Annotated in this window: 18 protein-coding genes; all 18 read right to left on the bottom strand. The window is 37.1% G+C overall.

Annotated elements, in window-relative coordinates; all coding sequences use genetic code 11:
* Positions 1-299: 299 nt before the first annotated feature.
* Complete coding sequence (locus tag JWG45_RS16045; RefSeq protein ID WP_205280648.1) at positions 300-593, bottom strand: type II toxin-antitoxin system RelE/ParE family toxin; 294 nt, start codon at positions 591-593, stop codon at positions 300-302.
* Entirely contained in the window at positions 578-766 is a 189-nt protein-coding gene (locus JWG45_RS16040; RefSeq protein WP_205280647.1) for a hypothetical protein, read from the bottom strand. Before JWG45_RS16040 ends, JWG45_RS16045 begins: the two co-directional genes overlap by 16 nt.
* Positions 767-1,091: 325 nt before the next feature.
* Positions 1,092-1,940 (bottom strand): GIY-YIG nuclease family protein, encoded by an 849-nt coding sequence (locus JWG45_RS16035; protein WP_205280646.1) that lies wholly within the window; start codon positions 1,938-1,940, stop codon positions 1,092-1,094.
* Positions 1,941-2,180: 240 nt separating this feature from the next.
* On the bottom strand, positions 2,181-2,579 hold the full coding sequence (gene vapC / locus JWG45_RS16030) for a type II toxin-antitoxin system tRNA(fMet)-specific endonuclease VapC (protein ID WP_118969215.1): 399 nt from the start codon (positions 2,577-2,579) through the stop codon (positions 2,181-2,183).
* Positions 2,576-2,806: a ribbon-helix-helix domain-containing protein gene (locus tag JWG45_RS16025; protein ID WP_118969214.1), complete on the bottom strand. Its 231-nt coding sequence runs from the start codon at positions 2,804-2,806 to the stop codon at positions 2,576-2,578. The genes vapC (JWG45_RS16030) and JWG45_RS16025 overlap by 4 nt, the downstream gene beginning before the upstream one ends.
* A 750-nt stretch (positions 2,807-3,556) precedes the next feature.
* The gene (vapC, locus tag JWG45_RS16020) at positions 3,557-3,958 is read right to left on the bottom strand and encodes a type II toxin-antitoxin system tRNA(fMet)-specific endonuclease VapC (protein WP_141598268.1); all 402 of its coding nucleotides are present in this window, start codon (positions 3,956-3,958) and stop codon (positions 3,557-3,559) included.
* Positions 3,958-4,188 (bottom strand): type II toxin-antitoxin system antitoxin VapB, encoded by a 231-nt coding sequence (gene vapB, locus JWG45_RS16015; RefSeq protein ID WP_002998826.1) that lies wholly within the window; start codon positions 4,186-4,188, stop codon positions 3,958-3,960. Before vapB ends, vapC (JWG45_RS16020) begins: the two co-directional genes overlap by 1 nt.
* 306 nt (positions 4,189-4,494) lie before the next feature.
* The gene (locus JWG45_RS16010; protein ID WP_205280645.1) at positions 4,495-4,887 is read right to left on the bottom strand and encodes a type II toxin-antitoxin system death-on-curing family toxin; all 393 of its coding nucleotides are present in this window, start codon (positions 4,885-4,887) and stop codon (positions 4,495-4,497) included.
* A complete protein-coding gene (locus JWG45_RS16005) occupies positions 4,884-5,096 on the bottom strand; it encodes an AbrB/MazE/SpoVT family DNA-binding domain-containing protein (RefSeq protein WP_036097069.1) in 213 nt (70 codons plus the stop codon). Before JWG45_RS16005 ends, JWG45_RS16010 begins: the two co-directional genes overlap by 4 nt.
* 358 nt (positions 5,097-5,454) lie before the next feature.
* Positions 5,455-6,024: a hypothetical protein gene (locus JWG45_RS16000; protein ID WP_205280644.1), complete on the bottom strand. Its 570-nt coding sequence runs from the start codon at positions 6,022-6,024 to the stop codon at positions 5,455-5,457.
* Between the two features lie 352 nt (positions 6,025-6,376).
* Positions 6,377-7,300 carry a hypothetical protein gene (locus JWG45_RS15995; protein ID WP_205280643.1) on the bottom strand — a complete coding sequence of 308 codons (924 nt, stop codon included), beginning with the start codon at positions 7,298-7,300 and terminating at the stop codon, positions 6,377-6,379.
* A gap of 249 nt (positions 7,301-7,549) precedes the next feature.
* Positions 7,550-7,939: a HEPN domain-containing protein gene (locus JWG45_RS15990; protein ID WP_205280642.1), complete on the bottom strand. Its 390-nt coding sequence runs from the start codon at positions 7,937-7,939 to the stop codon at positions 7,550-7,552.
* Positions 7,929-8,237, bottom strand: coding sequence for a nucleotidyltransferase domain-containing protein (locus JWG45_RS15985; protein ID WP_205280641.1), 309 nt, complete (start codon positions 8,235-8,237; stop codon positions 7,929-7,931). The genes JWG45_RS15990 and JWG45_RS15985 overlap by 11 nt, the downstream gene beginning before the upstream one ends.
* Before the next feature lie 348 nt (positions 8,238-8,585).
* On the bottom strand, positions 8,586-9,386 hold the full coding sequence (locus JWG45_RS15980) for a hypothetical protein (protein WP_205280640.1): 801 nt from the start codon (positions 9,384-9,386) through the stop codon (positions 8,586-8,588).
* Between the two features lie 192 nt (positions 9,387-9,578).
* Positions 9,579-10,874 carry a hypothetical protein gene (locus JWG45_RS15975; protein WP_205280639.1) on the bottom strand — a complete coding sequence of 432 codons (1,296 nt, stop codon included), beginning with the start codon at positions 10,872-10,874 and terminating at the stop codon, positions 9,579-9,581.
* Between the two features lie 729 nt (positions 10,875-11,603).
* Positions 11,604-12,290 (bottom strand): hypothetical protein, encoded by a 687-nt coding sequence (locus tag JWG45_RS15970; protein WP_118969212.1) that lies wholly within the window; start codon positions 12,288-12,290, stop codon positions 11,604-11,606.
* Between the two features lie 260 nt (positions 12,291-12,550).
* Positions 12,551-14,047: an ATP-dependent nuclease gene (locus tag JWG45_RS15965; RefSeq protein WP_205280638.1), complete on the bottom strand. Its 1,497-nt coding sequence runs from the start codon at positions 14,045-14,047 to the stop codon at positions 12,551-12,553.
* Positions 14,048-14,361: 314 nt separating this feature from the next.
* Positions 14,362-14,853: a hypothetical protein gene (locus JWG45_RS15960; RefSeq protein WP_205280649.1), complete on the bottom strand. Its 492-nt coding sequence runs from the start codon at positions 14,851-14,853 to the stop codon at positions 14,362-14,364.
* Positions 14,854-15,163: the final 310 nt, after the last annotated feature.

Raw genomic sequence — 15,163 nt, 5'->3', positions numbered from 1 at the left:
AGGGTATTGTCAATCTCTAAATCCTTACAAAATCTCGGTTTAAATCGCCGCATGGACGCGGCGAAAGTAATCGGAGAGGCCTTGGCAAAAATGTTCGCCTAACGACCGGAGCGTTGTCGACGTTTGCGGTCCTGGAGCGCGCTAAACGCGCGGAAGAATTGGAACGAGGCTTGAGCGACATTAGTCGCGTCTCGCAAGCCGAGTGACAAAGCAAATGTGCCGAAGGCCAAGCGAGAGTTGCGATAGCAATCTCGAAGCGCCGCGAGAAGCCGAAGTTAGACGAAGGTGCCGAAATTTCTTCAGAGATTATTTAATAATCTTGCCGAATGATGGATTGTAACAATTTCAATATTTTGGAATTTATTTAGACGATAAACAATGCGATAATTTCCTGAAATGCGCTCCCTTAAATTCTCAATATTAAATTCCGGGACTACCCTTCCCATTAATGGAAACGATGGGATATTTTCTATCGTGTCGATGATTCTATTTATTACATTCAGCGCGTAGATTTCAGAATCTTTAGTTATGTAATCGTAAATATCCTGTAAGTCAGACTTGGCTCTTAAAGACCAAACTATCTCTTGCGCCATTTATTAATTTCTTCAAGAATTTGTGCGTGAGGAACAACTTTATTATTATCCAATTCAGTTAAACCCTGCTGAATTTTTTTGGAGAAAAAGAGTTCTTCCATAATATCATCAAAAGACGTATCGTCAGGTAAACTTTCAATAAGATTGATCGCCTGTTGTTTTGTTGAAGGCATAAGAAATGGTCGTTTCAAAAGTAACAATTGTCAAATAAAATTTAAGCGCTTCCCCGACATATTTAGACGATTTAGAGCTCTTTAATTTCTTGATTGGATTTGTATATAAAAAGGTGATATCGGCACTTTCGGCTAACGAAAGAGACTTCTCGACGTTCGCGTTCCCGGAGCGCTTGTGCGCGAAGGGATTGACGGAGGCTTGAGCGAACCTTAGTGAGCGATAACAAGCCGAACGGCAAAGCGAATGTGGCGAAGCCCGAAGTGAGTCCGAGCGGGAACCGCGAGTGACGAACGAAGCGAGAAGTCGTAGTTAGACGCCGTTAGTTTAGGTAATATCTTTTAATTTTGTTCCTGATTCAGTTTTCCATTCTTCTGGACCAGATGATGCAGTCCCAAGGACTATGCATGATGCAGCTGATGGGCTACTAAAAATTGTATTTTCGACAAATTTTAGTGAATCGCTGGATTCTATAAGAACTTTAGTTTCGATTAATTTACTTCTTAATGCTTTATAACTTCCCAAAGAAGGAAAGATTTCCTTTGATGCAGTAGATCCTTTCAAAATTACATAACCTTGCTCATTTATTATCATGGTAGCAGAAAGGCCCTTTCTGGTAATTTTATATTTTTGTTGATTTGCTGTGTCATTTTCTTTCGAAATAATAGTGGATGGTATTAAAAAGCGAAATCCTAATAGTGGAAAGATCAATTTAATTTGTAATATAAAATTATCAACCAAGGATTCATCCGCTTCTGACAAAGTCGACAATGTTGGTTTGTTTGAATTATCAATTTCAGCGTTTTTTGAAAGTGTAGCGAGAGCGTATAATTTAGATTCCATGTTTTTTATATGAGCTTTTGTTAATTCCCCTGCATTTGAACTAAAAACAGAGACACATTCAATAAAATCTTTGGAATCATCTGAAAGGTGATTCTTAAGCCTTTCTTCTAATGGATCTGCTTCGCCAATATAAATTCGTTCATTAAAAGTGTTTTCTTTTGGAAACGAATTTAGAACGTAAATTCCTGGATTTTTATATTCAGGTCTACTTAGGATTTCTTTTAATCTAGATCGAGGTGAATATATTGCCCGGAGGGATGATCCTCCAACTTCAATTGTTTTCGGACCCGTTTCATTTTCATCAATTTGATATATTGTAATTTTTTTTCCCATTCAGGCTTCTCTATTTAATTTTAAACTAATGGCGTCTAACGAAAGAGGCTTCTCGACGTTTGCGATCCTGGAGCGCGCTAAACGCGCGGAAGGATTGTCACGAGGCTTGAGTGAGCCTTAGCGAACGATCACAAGCCGAGTGACAAAGCAAATGTGCCGAAGGCCAAGCGAGTGTTGCGAAGCAATCCCGAAGCGCCGCGAGAAGCCGAAGTTATGCGCAGTAATCGCCTTAGATCAAAGCTAAAGCCAATTTTCTAACTTTAGCTTTGGAATCCTTTTAAATTCTTTCTCATTATTGGTAACTAAAATTCCATTGGAGCTTAGAACAACGGATGCAATTACTAAGTCATTTGGACCAATAGGGATTCCTTGAATTTCTAAATCACTTCGAACTTCAGCATAAATTTCGGATTCTATATCATTAAATCCGATAATTTCAAATGGATCGAGAAAACTTAAAACAACTTCCCTATTCTTCTTTTTACCGTTGCTTTTCAAGGCACCTAAAAGTAACTCTGCCTTTACAATCGAAGGTATTTTAATACGATTTGGATTTAACTTCCTAATATTCTTCTCAATATTTTCGCTTTTACCTTTTAAGAAATAAATACAAGTATTCGTATCTAGAAAATAATTCACAATTCTTCCCTTTTCGTATCAGAGGCAAATTTTAACCTTTTAGGTTCAGAAAACGATTCGTCTTGAATTGAGCCAAAAAGGTTAAAATACTCTTCAGGCCAACTCTTATCGAAAGAGCTTTGTATTTTCACTCTAACCCACTGGGAAATAGAAATCTTTTCTTTCTTAGCGGCGGTTTCTATCTTTTTTAAAGTATCTTGATCGAGATATAATGAGACTTGAGGCATATAGCTTATTCTCCTTATTGCAAGTATAAGAGCAAGTATATCCTTTGTCAAGACAGTAAAAGAACAAAAGCAGGTCTGAAATTTTCCTTTTAAGGCTAAACTAAGCGATTATTGCGCATAACGACAGAAGCTTGCCGACGTCGCGTCCCGGAGCGCCTGCGCGCGAAAGGGTCGCGAACTTCTATTTCTGAAAATCTCTTCTTTTACTATTTAAGCAAGTTCGCGAAGCGATGTGTCGAAGACCGAAGTGAGTCCCGAACGGATTCCCGTGAGTGGCGAACGAAGCGGCAAGCGTTAGTTAGCCGCTGTTTGCCCAATCAATATCAAATTGCATCGCGGGGACTGCTGGGGGCTCAAAAAACATTGATTACAGAAATAGTAACTTTTGAACTTTAAAGTTTTTCCTGGAAGGAAAGACCAATACAGAAAACCCTAACACTTCTTTCTTAATTTCTGGATTAGAATCAAGTTAGTCTAGTAGAGAAGAACAAATCCGGAATTTCCCCTTGCCCCGCTTCGTCCCCGCGCCTTTTTCCGTCATCCCCCGGGCAAATGGCGGCTAACGAAAGAGGCTTCTCGACGTTGCGTCCGCAAGCGCCTGTGCGCGACGCGGTTGGCACGAGGTTCGAGCGTCCTTAGACGCGTCCCGCGAACCGAAGTGACAAAGCAATGTGCCGAAGGCCAAGCGAGGGTTGCGAAGCAATCCCGAAGCGCCGCGAGAAGCCGAAGTTAGACGAAGTGGCGATTCGTTCACGATGCCGTCCAATCCTCTAATTTTAATTCTTTTATTCTCTTAAATTCTTTTGTATTATTAGTTACAAAAATAAAATTATTTGAAATAGCTTGAGCGGCAAGAAGCATATCAATTGATCCAATAACATTTCCTCTTTTCTCTAATTCTGCTCTAATTATTCCGTATGATTCTGCGTCTTTATCTGTGAAAGAAATAATGTTGAAAATTGATAAAAATTCAATTAACGAAATTTTATTTTTCTCTTTGAATTCACTTTTTTGAATTCCAAATTCAAGTTCAGCAACTGTTAAGGAAGAAACAAATAAACCTTTATTCAATTTTTTTTTAAGATTTTCTAAAAGAGCTGTATTCTTTTTTTTAATAAGAAAAATACAAATGTTGGTATCTAAAAGATACATTAAAGTTTTTCTCTTTTATCGGATTTTGGTTGTTCTCGACCTGCCTCCATGAAATCATCTGAGAATCCATTAAGTCCGTCTAAAAATACATTCCAAGCCTTGTTCTTTGGGACTAATATTACCGCCTCCCCTACTTTTTGAATAAGAACGTCATCTCCTGAAAATTGAAATTCTTTCGGTAATCTAACGGCTTGACTTCTTCCATTTGTAAATAATTTCGCGGTTTGCATTTATATACCTCGATAATAGTATATACCAAGATATATACTTGTCAAGGAGTTCTTTTAAGAATTGTTAAAAAGTACAATCAATTTATCGCCATTTCGTCTAACGAAAGAGGCTTCTCGACGTTTGCGTTCCGGGAGCGCCTGCGCGCGAAGGGATTTTAATTCGGTTTGAGTGAGCCTTAGCGAACGTCTTGCAAACCGAATTAAAAAGCAAATGTGCCGAAGGCCAAGCGAGAGTTGCGAAGCAATCTCGAAGCGCAGTGAGAAGCTGTAGTTAGACGCTGAAGCCCCTCCTCTATTAAAACAGAATTAAAGTTTTAGCTTTTCGAAAGTCTTTATAATGCTTTCTAATGAAACACTTCCGTCAGCAACTCCGATCGTGACTTCATACAATGAATCTTCTTGATTTTCCATTTCGACTCCGTTTAAATCTAGAAAAATCAGAGCTGAGGCAAGTGCAACTCGCTTATTCCCATCTATAAAGGCGTGATTTTTGCAAAGGTAAAATAAATATGCTGCTGCCTTTTGTATCAAACCAATATGGAATTCTTGATTATCAAATCCAGAAAACGGTTGAGCTATGGCCGATTCAAGAAGACTCTTATCTCTAATTCCGAAAGAGCCGCCGTATTCTTCTATTTGGTTCTTATGAATATAAAGAATCTCTTCGTAAGATAAATATCTAATAGAACTTAAACTCATTCAGCAAGTCGTTTTAGTGTCTTGCCATGTTTCCTATTTATTTTCCCAAGACTTGTTTCTAATTTTCTATCGATAGGGGTGATAATTAAACTTTTACCATCAGTGCTAATATCCAAAGAAGTATCTGAAGTAATATGTAAAAGTTCAAGAATTGGTTTTTCTATAATTAATGCAGAACTGTTTCCGTGTTGAATTAGTTTTTTAACCATGCTTTTGCTCGTTGCAACATAGTATACACAATAGTGTTACCGGAGTCAACCCATATTTGGGCTACTAATTTAAAGTTCTCCCCCGCATTTTAATTTTGTGCTCAAGAATATTTTGGGGCTTTTGCGTCTAACGAAAGAGACTTCTCGACGTTCGCGTTCCCGAAGCGCTTGTGCGCGAAGGGATTGACGGAGGCTTGAGCGAACCTTAGTGAGCGGTCACAAGCCGAACGTCAAAGCGAATGTGCCGAAGGCCAAGCGAGAGTTGCGTAAGCAATCTCGAAGCGCCGCGAGAAGTCGAAGTTAGACGACGTCTGCTCATTAAACCAAACGATTATAATTTATTTCGTCCTTTCTCCTGTTAGTTGAGATCTTTAAATTGTTTACCTTTAATTTCTGGGTTAATCCAAATGTTTTTCTTAAAAATCCCTTTCGGACGGTCTTTATTAATTAGCCAAAGCCCTGTACGATGATGGCCATAAACACAACGCACGTTCTCAAACTCTCTCACCAAGATTTCACCTGTTTTTTTATCGATTAGAGTAAACACGTAATCCATAAAAATATTTGGTGCGCCAACTAAATTAGAGCCTCCAGGATTGTATTGTGCCGATCCGACAGTCAGTTGTCCGGGTTCATATGCTCTGACATCATAGATTCCTGCATGGTGGACCACTAATTTATTAGCCCGATCCCTGCATTTGACCAGATACTCTGAACGTTCTTCTTCGTATGGATAACGCCTTTCTTCTAATTCCTGTTCTCGTTTTTTTATCACTTCCGACTCAACGTTTTCTTTTTCTCGATTCTTTTTGTTCCACTCATTTAGCTCAGCCAATTTTTCGTCATCTGTCATTGTTAATTCGCGATATTCTTTTTGCGCCATTTGACAATTTATTATTACTATCAATAGTAAGATTAATTTTCTCATTGATCTTCCTAAATTTTTATTTAATCAGGCAATCAGAGCCCGAAAATGTAATTGTGGCCTTGTCAGCTTATTCTTTTACAATGTTTCTGAAATCGGCTAAAACAAATCTTAAAAATTACCAAATAAAGTCGAAAGTTTTTTTAGCAGATGTCGTCTAACGAAAGAGGCTTCTCGACGTTGCGGCTCCGAGCGCCTGTGCGCGACGGAGTTGGCACGAGGTTCGAGGCGCCTTAGAGCCGTCCCGCGAACCGAAGTGACAAAGCAATGTGGCTTTAGCCCGTAGTGAGTCCGAGCGGGAACCGCGAGTGACGAACGAAGCGAGAAGTCGAAGTTATACGCAGTTTCAAATCTATCAATATCTTGATCTTATTAAAAGTTTTTCCAATACTTCTTCGGAATCTAATTCTTTAGTATATCCCAAAAGCTTAATTCTATCTTCTATTTCTTTATTTAATGGTTCAAGTTCATCAAAATCACTTGTCGCAATGAAAATCTCACCTTCGTCATCATAATCAACCAACCCATCTGAACGTAAGTTGTCAATAGATTCGATTACGCTTTGTTTCGAACTACTAATTTGCTTTCCTATTTGGTAAGGATTTATATTTTTATGCAAGATAATACTAAAAATGATCTTTTTGCTTTCTCCATCAAGAGGCTTGAAAGAGGACTTTAAATCATCAATTTCATCTTTAAAATTATTTTCAATATATTCTAAAACAGCACCGATAGGTGTAATTTTTTCGTCGTTTTCTTCAGAAATATCTGAAACTTCTGGGAATATGTTTAAAAACTCTCTTTCAAAACTTTCTCGTATCCATTTAATTAAATCTTTTCCTGTAATGAATTCTATATTTTTGTCTTTTAATTGGTCTACAATTTGCATTCGCGCTTTAGGAAGAATATTCTTTGTTGTAAGTATTTTGAATGTTTTTATATAAAAAGTGTTTTTATTCGTTGTATCTGCAATTTTCTTTAGAAATGCTTGGTTCGCTTGAATGATAATGGCTGAAATTCCATTAGCTCCGCTACCTGTATTGATATCATCCTGTTTAACTTGTATTCCTGAATAGACACGTGTTTTGGTATCTTCAGAAATTTCGTAGTAGGTGATATCAATTCCTTGGTCTTCTTGTTTATTTTTGCCAGTATTCTCAATATCGTAGAACCTATTTTTAAATTTTACTTTATAAATAGGAATGATGATTTTCTCTATCATATCGTTTTCTGTCAGTGAATTTAGTTTTTCAATGATTTGCTCATCGTTATATTTCATTATTAATTTCCTCCGGTTAACCATTTTTTGAAATTGCGTATAACGAAAGAGACTTCTCGACGTTCGCGTTCCCGAAGCGCTTGTGCGCGAAGGGATTGACGGAGGCTTGAGCGAGCCTTAGCGAGCGATAACAAGCCGAACGTCAAAGCGAATGTGGCGAAGCCCGAAGTGAGTCCGAGCGGGAACCGTGAGTGGCGAACGGAGCGAGAAGTCGAAGTTAGACGTAGTTGGCCATTCGACTTCAAAAAGTCATTTTCTAATTAAATCTTCTGCCCAATCGAAAGCTTGTTGTGCTAAAGAAATTGCCTTCTCATATTCAGGTAAAAGAATCTCTTCATAGTCACCAGGATATCTCGTGGACACAGCGTAATCTGTAAGTATTGTTAAGTCTTTAAAAAAATCTGGTCTTTCGATTTCTGTAGGTAGAGACGAAATAAGATTTTTTATATTATGAGTAAATTCAAAATCTACGTTATATTTTATTAAGACCGCTTTGAGAGATTTTTCTGCGGATTGCTGTGCATGAAAACATAACTGATTAAAAAGAATTTCCTCGCGATCACCAAGTTTAGATAATAATAAATCACTTTTAGCATGAATCAGCCAAGTATTTGGTAAGCTTGGATCATCAAGCGGCATATAGCTCGATCCCATCCTTAAGTGCATGAAAGTAAATAAGGTGGTGCGAATTAGAATATTTTTCTAGCGTTTCTTCAGTTACCACAACGAAATCGTAAGGTCTTTCTATATTTTCAATATTTTGATAAAGGAATTGTGCTGTTTTTCTTTTATTCGTTCCTTTGGGCATAACTACTAAAATATCGTAATCGCTGTGGTCATTAAATGAGCCTGTGGCTCTTGATCCAAAAAGAATTATTTTTAAAGGATTTACGAGAGTAATAACTTGCGTTTTTAAATTTTCTAAATCTCGGTCCATGAACCATAGAATGCAGACGCAATCCAAAAAATCAAGCAAATGCTTTGAATCAATTTTTAAGAATTTTCTTAAAAATGCGAGATTCCCTTTCTAACCTTCTTCAGGAATTTGCTTTTTGTTTAATTGTGGCTTTGGCCAATTACGTCTAACGAAAGAGGCTTCTCGACGTTTGCGTTCCCGGAGCGCGCTAAACGCGCGAAGGGATTGACGGAGGCTTGAGCGAACCTCAGTGAGCGATCACAAGCCGAACGTCAAAGCGAATGTGGCGAAGCCCGGAGTGAGTCCGAGCGGGAACCGCGAGTGGCGAACGAAGCGAGAAGTCGTAGTTAGTTGCAGTGGCTCCTTAAATTATAATCCCTTTTCATTTACCGTTATGTAAAACAGTCCTAGCTGTTGTTCTTCCGATTGTGGATGTCCTTCTGTACCACTGAACTTAAATTTCAAAGCAAATTCCTTATAATAGACTTTATTTGCTACATCCAAATATTCAATAAAGACCGATAATGTAGGAAATTCTGCGAAATCATCCAAGGAGTTCGAAATCGTTTCTTTTAAATAAAGTTTATATTTATAAACTAAGTAATACGTCAATATATTAGCAACTATTTCTGGTAGAACTTCGCCCTTCCCGTGCCTACCTAAAGTTTCAGGTAATATATAATCTATGGATTGAACGCCCTCTTGAAAGAAACTAAGATATTGTATTGAGCCATTGTTAGTGTTCCGTATCAAGTAAGACTCTTCGCCATCATTTTCAATTTCTAACTCGGTTGGCAATACGGAACTCAAAATATTTAATGCTTTTTGAATGTCATATACCCAATTACACTTAATATATTTTGCTGTTCCTAACCCGATATTTTGTAAAATATAATCGATGTAAATTTTTCTTGGACGATTAAGTATTTCGCCTTCATTATTCTGTTTAATTTTGTCAATTTTGTAATAGAAAAAACTATCATCAGATAATGCCCGATCCCAAAATAAATGCGCCAAAAAGCTATCCAACATTATCTCGGGCCTATAAGCACTTTCTCTTTGTTTTTTAATTTCAACAATTGTCCAAACCGCGAATAATGCGGAGAGAAATGTCCCTATGCTGGATAAAATAATAATTATTTCTTTAAAAATAGGTAATAAATTTTCCATATAACTTAAGCCATTGCAAATAACGAAAGAGACTTCTCGACGTTCGCGTTCCCGAAGCGCTTGTGCGCGAAGGGCTTGACGGAGGCTTGAGCAAACCTTAGTGAGCGGTCACAAGCCGAACGTCAAAGCGAATGTGCCGAAGGCCAAGCGAGAGTTGCGTAAGCAATCTCGAAGCGCCGCGAGAAGTCGAAGTTAGGCGTCGTGCTTTTTTACAAAGAATTTTGCATTCCTATCTTCAATTTTGAGTAATATATTGATAGGCTGAGTCATCTGTCTTATAAATTCTTCTCCCATTTCTAAAACAGGAATTTTCCCATTAATGCTTTCTTCAAGCTCTAAGTGCTTTTTTGCTAAATCAATGACTGCATCTTTAGCTTTGTTTTTATTAATATAAGCATTATTATAAATTTCGCGTGCGTGCTCTATCGCAATATTATAAATTTCCGCGAGCTTACTATTCTTTAATTTTCTCCTATAGAATGCTTCTGGGTTCCATTTAGCAATTTCTTCAAAAATTTCGTCCACCCGCTTTGCTCGATTATCTATATTTTCACTCATTCGGGAATTCAATATTAATTCTATAATTTTATTTAAATGTAGAATTTCATCTGTTACAATTGCCATATTAGTACTAAAATCTAGGGAAACTTCTTTTAACTTATTAAACAGTTCTTCGATTTTTTTTGAAGTTCTAATCTTATTCGAAAGTTTTATAGAATCTAATTTAATGCTTGAAATATGATTAACGTATTCTTCATGAATCATTGATATTTCTGAATCTACCTTTTTTAATTGGACCATATCTTCGACATTGGGATGTTTGATCTTATATAGCTCCCTGATAAGTTTTATTGAATATGTAATTTTTGCTATTTGTTTGTTACGATATTGTTTAATTAAATTTTCTAGTTTATTTTCGATACCTTCTAATTGTTTCGATATTCCGTTTAAATAGTACTGACCAGTTATCAGTGAAAGGGCTTGAAGAACTACTAAGGGAGTAAATACAGAAATAGAGGTAGCGTGGAAGCCAGCATTTTGTATTATCCCATTTGACCCATGAATCATAGTTGAGATTGTACCATTTCCAAATTTAGTTAAAAGAGCTGGATTTACCGTTGCTGTGAATAATCCATTTATATTTAATGATTTGATTATTCCAATTTGACTGAGAGTTGCGAAAAGTTGTGGAATTATAGAATTAGTTTCAAAACTTTCTTTCTCTGGCGAAGGAAGTTTAATATAATTATCTAAATTTATTTCAAAATCTTTTATATTTGAGCGAAATAGCTCTATTTCAATACCAGAGTTTGCATTAATTAATTGGATTTTCTCTATATTTTGAATCCCTTTTCTATTTTTAGTTGATTCTAATTGCCAGACGACATTTTTCCTTTTTCGCTTAAGAGATGAAATAATCGCAATTATTAAAATTACGGGCAATATTAGAAGTAAAACCCAATTGCTTATTATATAATTTAGAATCATAAAAATTGAGCTATTCCTTTCAATTTATTTCCCAAAGTTTTCTTATTATTATATATTTGGAAGCATGACGCCTAACGACAGAAGCTTGACGACGTCGCGTCCCGGAGCGCTTGTGCGCGAAAGGGTCGCGAACTTCTATTTCTGAAAATCTCTTCTATTACTATTTAACCAAGTTCGCGAAGCGATGTGTCGAAGACCGAAGTGAGTCCCGAACGGATTCCGTGAGTGACGAACGAAGCGGCAAGCGTTAGTTAGCCGCTGTTTGCCCAATCAATATCAAACTGCATCGCGGGGACTGCTGGGGGCTCAAGAAACATTGATTACAGAAATTGTAACTTTTGAACTTTAAAGTTTTTCCTGGAAGGAAAGACCAATACAGAAAAGCCATAACACTACTTTCTTAATTTCTGGATTAGAATCAAGTGAGTCTAGTAGAGAAGAACAAATCCGGAATTTCCCCTTGCCCCGCTTCGTCCCCGCGCCTTTTTCCGTCATCCCCCGGGCAAATGGCGGCTAACGAAAGAGACTTCTCGACGTTCGCGTTCCCGGAGCGCTTGTGCGCGAAGGGATTGACGGAGGCTTGAGCGAACCTTAGTGAGCGATAACAAGCCGAACGGCAAAGCGAATGTGGCGAAGCCCGAAGTGAGTCCGAGCGGGAACCGCGAGTGACGAACGAAGCGAGAAGTCGAAGTTAGACGAAGTGCAAGCAAGGTCTCCAAATGATGACGTTCAATCTTCAAGTGATGGAATAATTAAAATACTAGACTTCCATTGTTCCGGAAAGAGATAAAAAAAATTCTTACCTAAAAGGACAAATTCAATTAGTAGTGTTTTGGTCGGGTCAGGGAATTCACCAATTACAGCAAATGTCATCTCATCATTTGGATTTATCTGCAAATTTCCATTTAACCCTTGTATATATTTGCTTGTAAGGAAATTGTTTTCATACTCATGTCGCTTCGTGCCCAATACTTTCATTTCCACAGATGTCCCCGCAATCAGATCTGAAGAAATTGGAGTATTAAAAGCTTTGGCATCGTAAATTTTTATAAAATTAGTCTTACTCGTTACTTCTGCATGAAGGTAGATTAATCGCTTACCATCGTTAAGCCTCGATTTACAATCAAGTTTGATTCCGATTCCAGTATAGAAAACCCCACTTACAAATTGATAAGTAAAGAATACTAACGCACCAAAAATTCCAATTATTTTTAAATAAGTATCAATGATGTTCGAATTAATTTTTGTTAACTCGAAAGCAAAATGTTGAAAAACCCATAAAAAAACAAGAAAAGACAGAATTACCAAGGTTAATGAGATAAAGTTTCGAAAATGAATTTTACCTTTGAAAAAATAATACGAATAAACGAGACAAACAATAAGAAATCCAATACTTAGAATATTAACAAAAATCATAAGGACCTCCTCTATTATTTAAATAGAAATTTTTCATATAAAGGTTCATAGTTTTGCGAGCATTTCGTCTAACGAAAGAGGCTTCTCGACGTTTGCGGTTCTGGAGCGCGCTAAACGCGCGGAAGAATTGGAACGAGGTTTGAGTGAGCCTTAGCGAACGGCTCGCAAACCGAGTGACAAAGCAAATGTGCCGAAGGCCAAGCGAGAGTTGCGAAGCAATCTCGAAGCGCCGCGAGAAGTCGAAGTTAGGCGACGTGCGTTTATTTTACCTTTCCATATTGTGGAATATTATCTGATATAATTGAAAATATTTTCTGTGATTCTACTGGAAATTTTTTTACCCAAACGCTTAAGAAAGCATTCTGAACAACGTTTTCTGATAGAAATCCTAATCTTTGACCTATTTGACTAAATATAATATGTTCATCACGATTTGTAGAAGAGACTTGATTTAGAATATTCATTACTTCACCTTGCTTTTCATAGTTTAGATGCAATGAAACAGTAATTTCTCCAATCAAATCGCTAATTATAGACATTATGCTATCAAAAATATATCGTTCCGGTGAGGAGCCAGGCAACCTGAATTGATATATAGCATCATTTGAGTCCTGTTTAGAATCACCATCTATAAAACAAATAGATTTAAATTTAACTGACGGGTCTGAATTGTGATTCTTGTGAATTTTTACTGCGGTACCATCGCCCTGCAAACCATGCACTTCTAATGCATTCATAATAAGTGGATCATTTATTCTTATTATATTTTCAATCCATAATTCTGAAAAAATATCCTCAGTAAATATAGCCAACTGCTTATCTATTTCACCTGTGATTGTTCTCAGAGCTAATATATCTAGTTTACCTTGAACCAGTTTTTTATTTATTGCAGACCAAATTGCCTCGGTAGGAAGAGGAAGCAAGGCATCATTAGAATGGGTCGAAAAAATAAATTGCATTTTTTTTCTATCTGCGACCTCAACTAAATATTCGACTAGTCGACGAGTAGCAATAGGATGTAAGCCATTTTCAATTTCTTCGATTAATACAAGTGCCCCCTCAGGTAAGCTTTCAATAGACGCAACCATTTTTATAATGCTTGATTCACCAGCACCAAAGTGAAACTCTGAATATTCTACTTCATTTTCCGTTTTACCTGCTAGAAAAGTAATATTTCCTCTCTCACCGACGTGAGCTTCTTTGAATCCTTTTATGTTTCTACCTAAAATGTGTCCAATATGCTTCGCATTTTCATCCGTTAATTCTTTTATTTGTGAATCTTTAAATTTATATGTAGTCTTGGTAATTTTTTTTAATTCGGCTCTTTCAGAAGCAGGAATCGTTCGTGAAATTCCAAAAAACGCGACTGGTCGTACTACTTTTTCTCTGGACCATTTATAGCTCGAGTAACTTGTTTTGTATTTTATGAAATTTGTATTTTGCTTTAACTTGTCTATTACCTCATATTCCATCCTCCAATTCTGCATTCCATCATCAAATCTGCTCGATTTAGCAAAGAATCGACCTGGTTTTAAGTCACTGTATAGACAGGCTGCAGCACCGAGAACCGTTGATTTCCCTCCGCCATTTGGTCCGATTATTGCTGTCACAGGAAAGTCAAAAGTTATAATTTCATCGGCGAATCCTCGCATATTGCTTAACTTGACTGAATATAGATATTTATTATAATTTCTTTTCCTTACTTTTTCGAGTAATGAACGTATTAAACTATCTCGTATTTCACTTTTAAAAGTCATTTCTTTTCCTTTCCGTTAATAAATTCTATAATAGCAGTTTCGCATGTCGCCTAACGAAAGAGGCTTCTCGACGTTGCGTCCGCAAGCGCTTGTGCGCGACGCGGTTGGCACGAGGTTCGAGTGAGCCTTAGCGAACGTCTCGCGAACCGAAGTGACAAAGCAATGTGGCTTTAGCCCGGAGTGAGTCCGAGCGGGAACCGTGAGTGACGAACGGAGCGAGAAGCCGAAGTTAGACGGCGTAAGCATTTTTATCATTCAGAATTTCAATTGCTCATATTTTAACACTTGCATTTATTTTAATTTACTTCCATATTTTACAAACCTATTTCCGCAGATAATGTAAATTGAACGCTCCCATCTTTATACTTTTTCTTCGTCAGTGTAAAATATTCTCCGAATTCATTCTCTGAAATGCGATTTTCATCCTTATAAATTTTTGTTTCATTTGTGTCTCTTAAAATTGTAGACACTTTTATCAAGTTAATTGATGATTTATTCAATTTGCTGATTATCTTAATAACTTCAATTAATCGATTATAAGCACTTACTTGAGCTTCTAAATTTGAAAGCAGAATTTGATATTCGATCCAATAAGACTCACATCCTTTATTTTCAATTATTACTTTTGTATTGGAATCTATTTCAATTTGTTCTTTATAAATCCACTCTTCCTTACTAAGCTTAATTACCTTAAATGGTGAATTAGATTTTATTGTTGAGATAGGCTTTGAGCGAACACATTCGGACGCATCAACAGCTGTAAAGATATGGAATGACAGATTGATTAACAGTAGAGTGTTTTTCAATTTGTTGAGTCCTTTTCCGCTTATGCCGTCTAACGAAAGAGGCTTCTCGACGTTTGCGTTCCCGAAGCGCCTGTGCGCGCAGGGATTGGAACGAGGTTCGAGCGACCTTAGTCGCGGCTCGCGAACCGAGTTACAAAGCAAATGTGCCGAAGGCCAAGCGAGAGTTGCGAAGCAATCTCGAAGCGCAGTGAGAAGCCGAAGTTAGGCGACGTTTTTGCCGAAGCACTAACAAATACGCCAAGGATGGCGTTTTTAGTTTTTAATTCCTAAAATATTTAATGCTTTAGAATTGTTTTTAAGAATGAACAAC

The organism is Leptospira ainlahdjerensis, from assembly GCF_016919175.1.
In the GTDB taxonomy this organism is placed as follows: domain Bacteria; phylum Spirochaetota; class Leptospiria; order Leptospirales; family Leptospiraceae; genus Leptospira; species Leptospira ainlahdjerensis.
Note: the sequence above shows the minus strand (reverse complement) of the source record. Positions and strands in the feature narration are given on the sequence as shown.

Coding starts and splice junctions, on each gene's coding strand:
- JWG45_RS16045 (WP_205280648.1), bottom strand. CDS start 593: ATGGCGCAAGAGATAGTTTGGTCTTTAAGAGCCAAGTCTGACTTACAG.
- JWG45_RS16040 (WP_205280647.1), bottom strand. CDS start 766: ATGCCTTCAACAAAACAACAGGCGATCAATCTTATTGAAAGTTTACCT.
- JWG45_RS16035 (WP_205280646.1), bottom strand. CDS start 1,940: ATGGGAAAAAAAATTACAATATATCAAATTGATGAAAATGAAACGGGT.
- JWG45_RS16025 (WP_118969214.1), bottom strand. CDS start 2,806: ATGCCTCAAGTCTCATTATATCTCGATCAAGATACTTTAAAAAAGATA.
- vapC (WP_141598268.1), bottom strand. CDS start 3,958: ATGTATCTTTTAGATACCAACATTTGTATTTTTCTTATTAAAAAAAAG.
- vapB (WP_002998826.1), bottom strand. CDS start 4,188: ATGCAAACCGCGAAATTATTTACAAATGGAAGAAGTCAAGCCGTTAGA.
- JWG45_RS16010 (WP_205280645.1), bottom strand. CDS start 4,887: ATGAGTTTAAGTTCTATTAGATATTTATCTTACGAAGAGATTCTTTAT.
- JWG45_RS16005 (WP_036097069.1), bottom strand. CDS start 5,096: ATGGTTAAAAAACTAATTCAACACGGAAACAGTTCTGCATTAATTATA.
- JWG45_RS16000 (WP_205280644.1), bottom strand. CDS start 6,024: ATGAGAAAATTAATCTTACTATTGATAGTAATAATAAATTGTCAAATG.
- JWG45_RS15995 (WP_205280643.1), bottom strand. CDS start 7,300: ATGAAATATAACGATGAGCAAATCATTGAAAAACTAAATTCACTGACA.
- JWG45_RS15990 (WP_205280642.1), bottom strand. CDS start 7,939: ATGCCGCTTGATGATCCAAGCTTACCAAATACTTGGCTGATTCATGCT.
- JWG45_RS15985 (WP_205280641.1), bottom strand. CDS start 8,237: ATGGACCGAGATTTAGAAAATTTAAAAACGCAAGTTATTACTCTCGTA.
- JWG45_RS15980 (WP_205280640.1), bottom strand. CDS start 9,386: ATGGAAAATTTATTACCTATTTTTAAAGAAATAATTATTATTTTATCC.
- JWG45_RS15975 (WP_205280639.1), bottom strand. CDS start 10,874: ATGATTCTAAATTATATAATAAGCAATTGGGTTTTACTTCTAATATTG.
- JWG45_RS15970 (WP_118969212.1), bottom strand. CDS start 12,290: ATGATTTTTGTTAATATTCTAAGTATTGGATTTCTTATTGTTTGTCTC.
- JWG45_RS15965 (WP_205280638.1), bottom strand. CDS start 14,047: ATGACTTTTAAAAGTGAAATACGAGATAGTTTAATACGTTCATTACTC.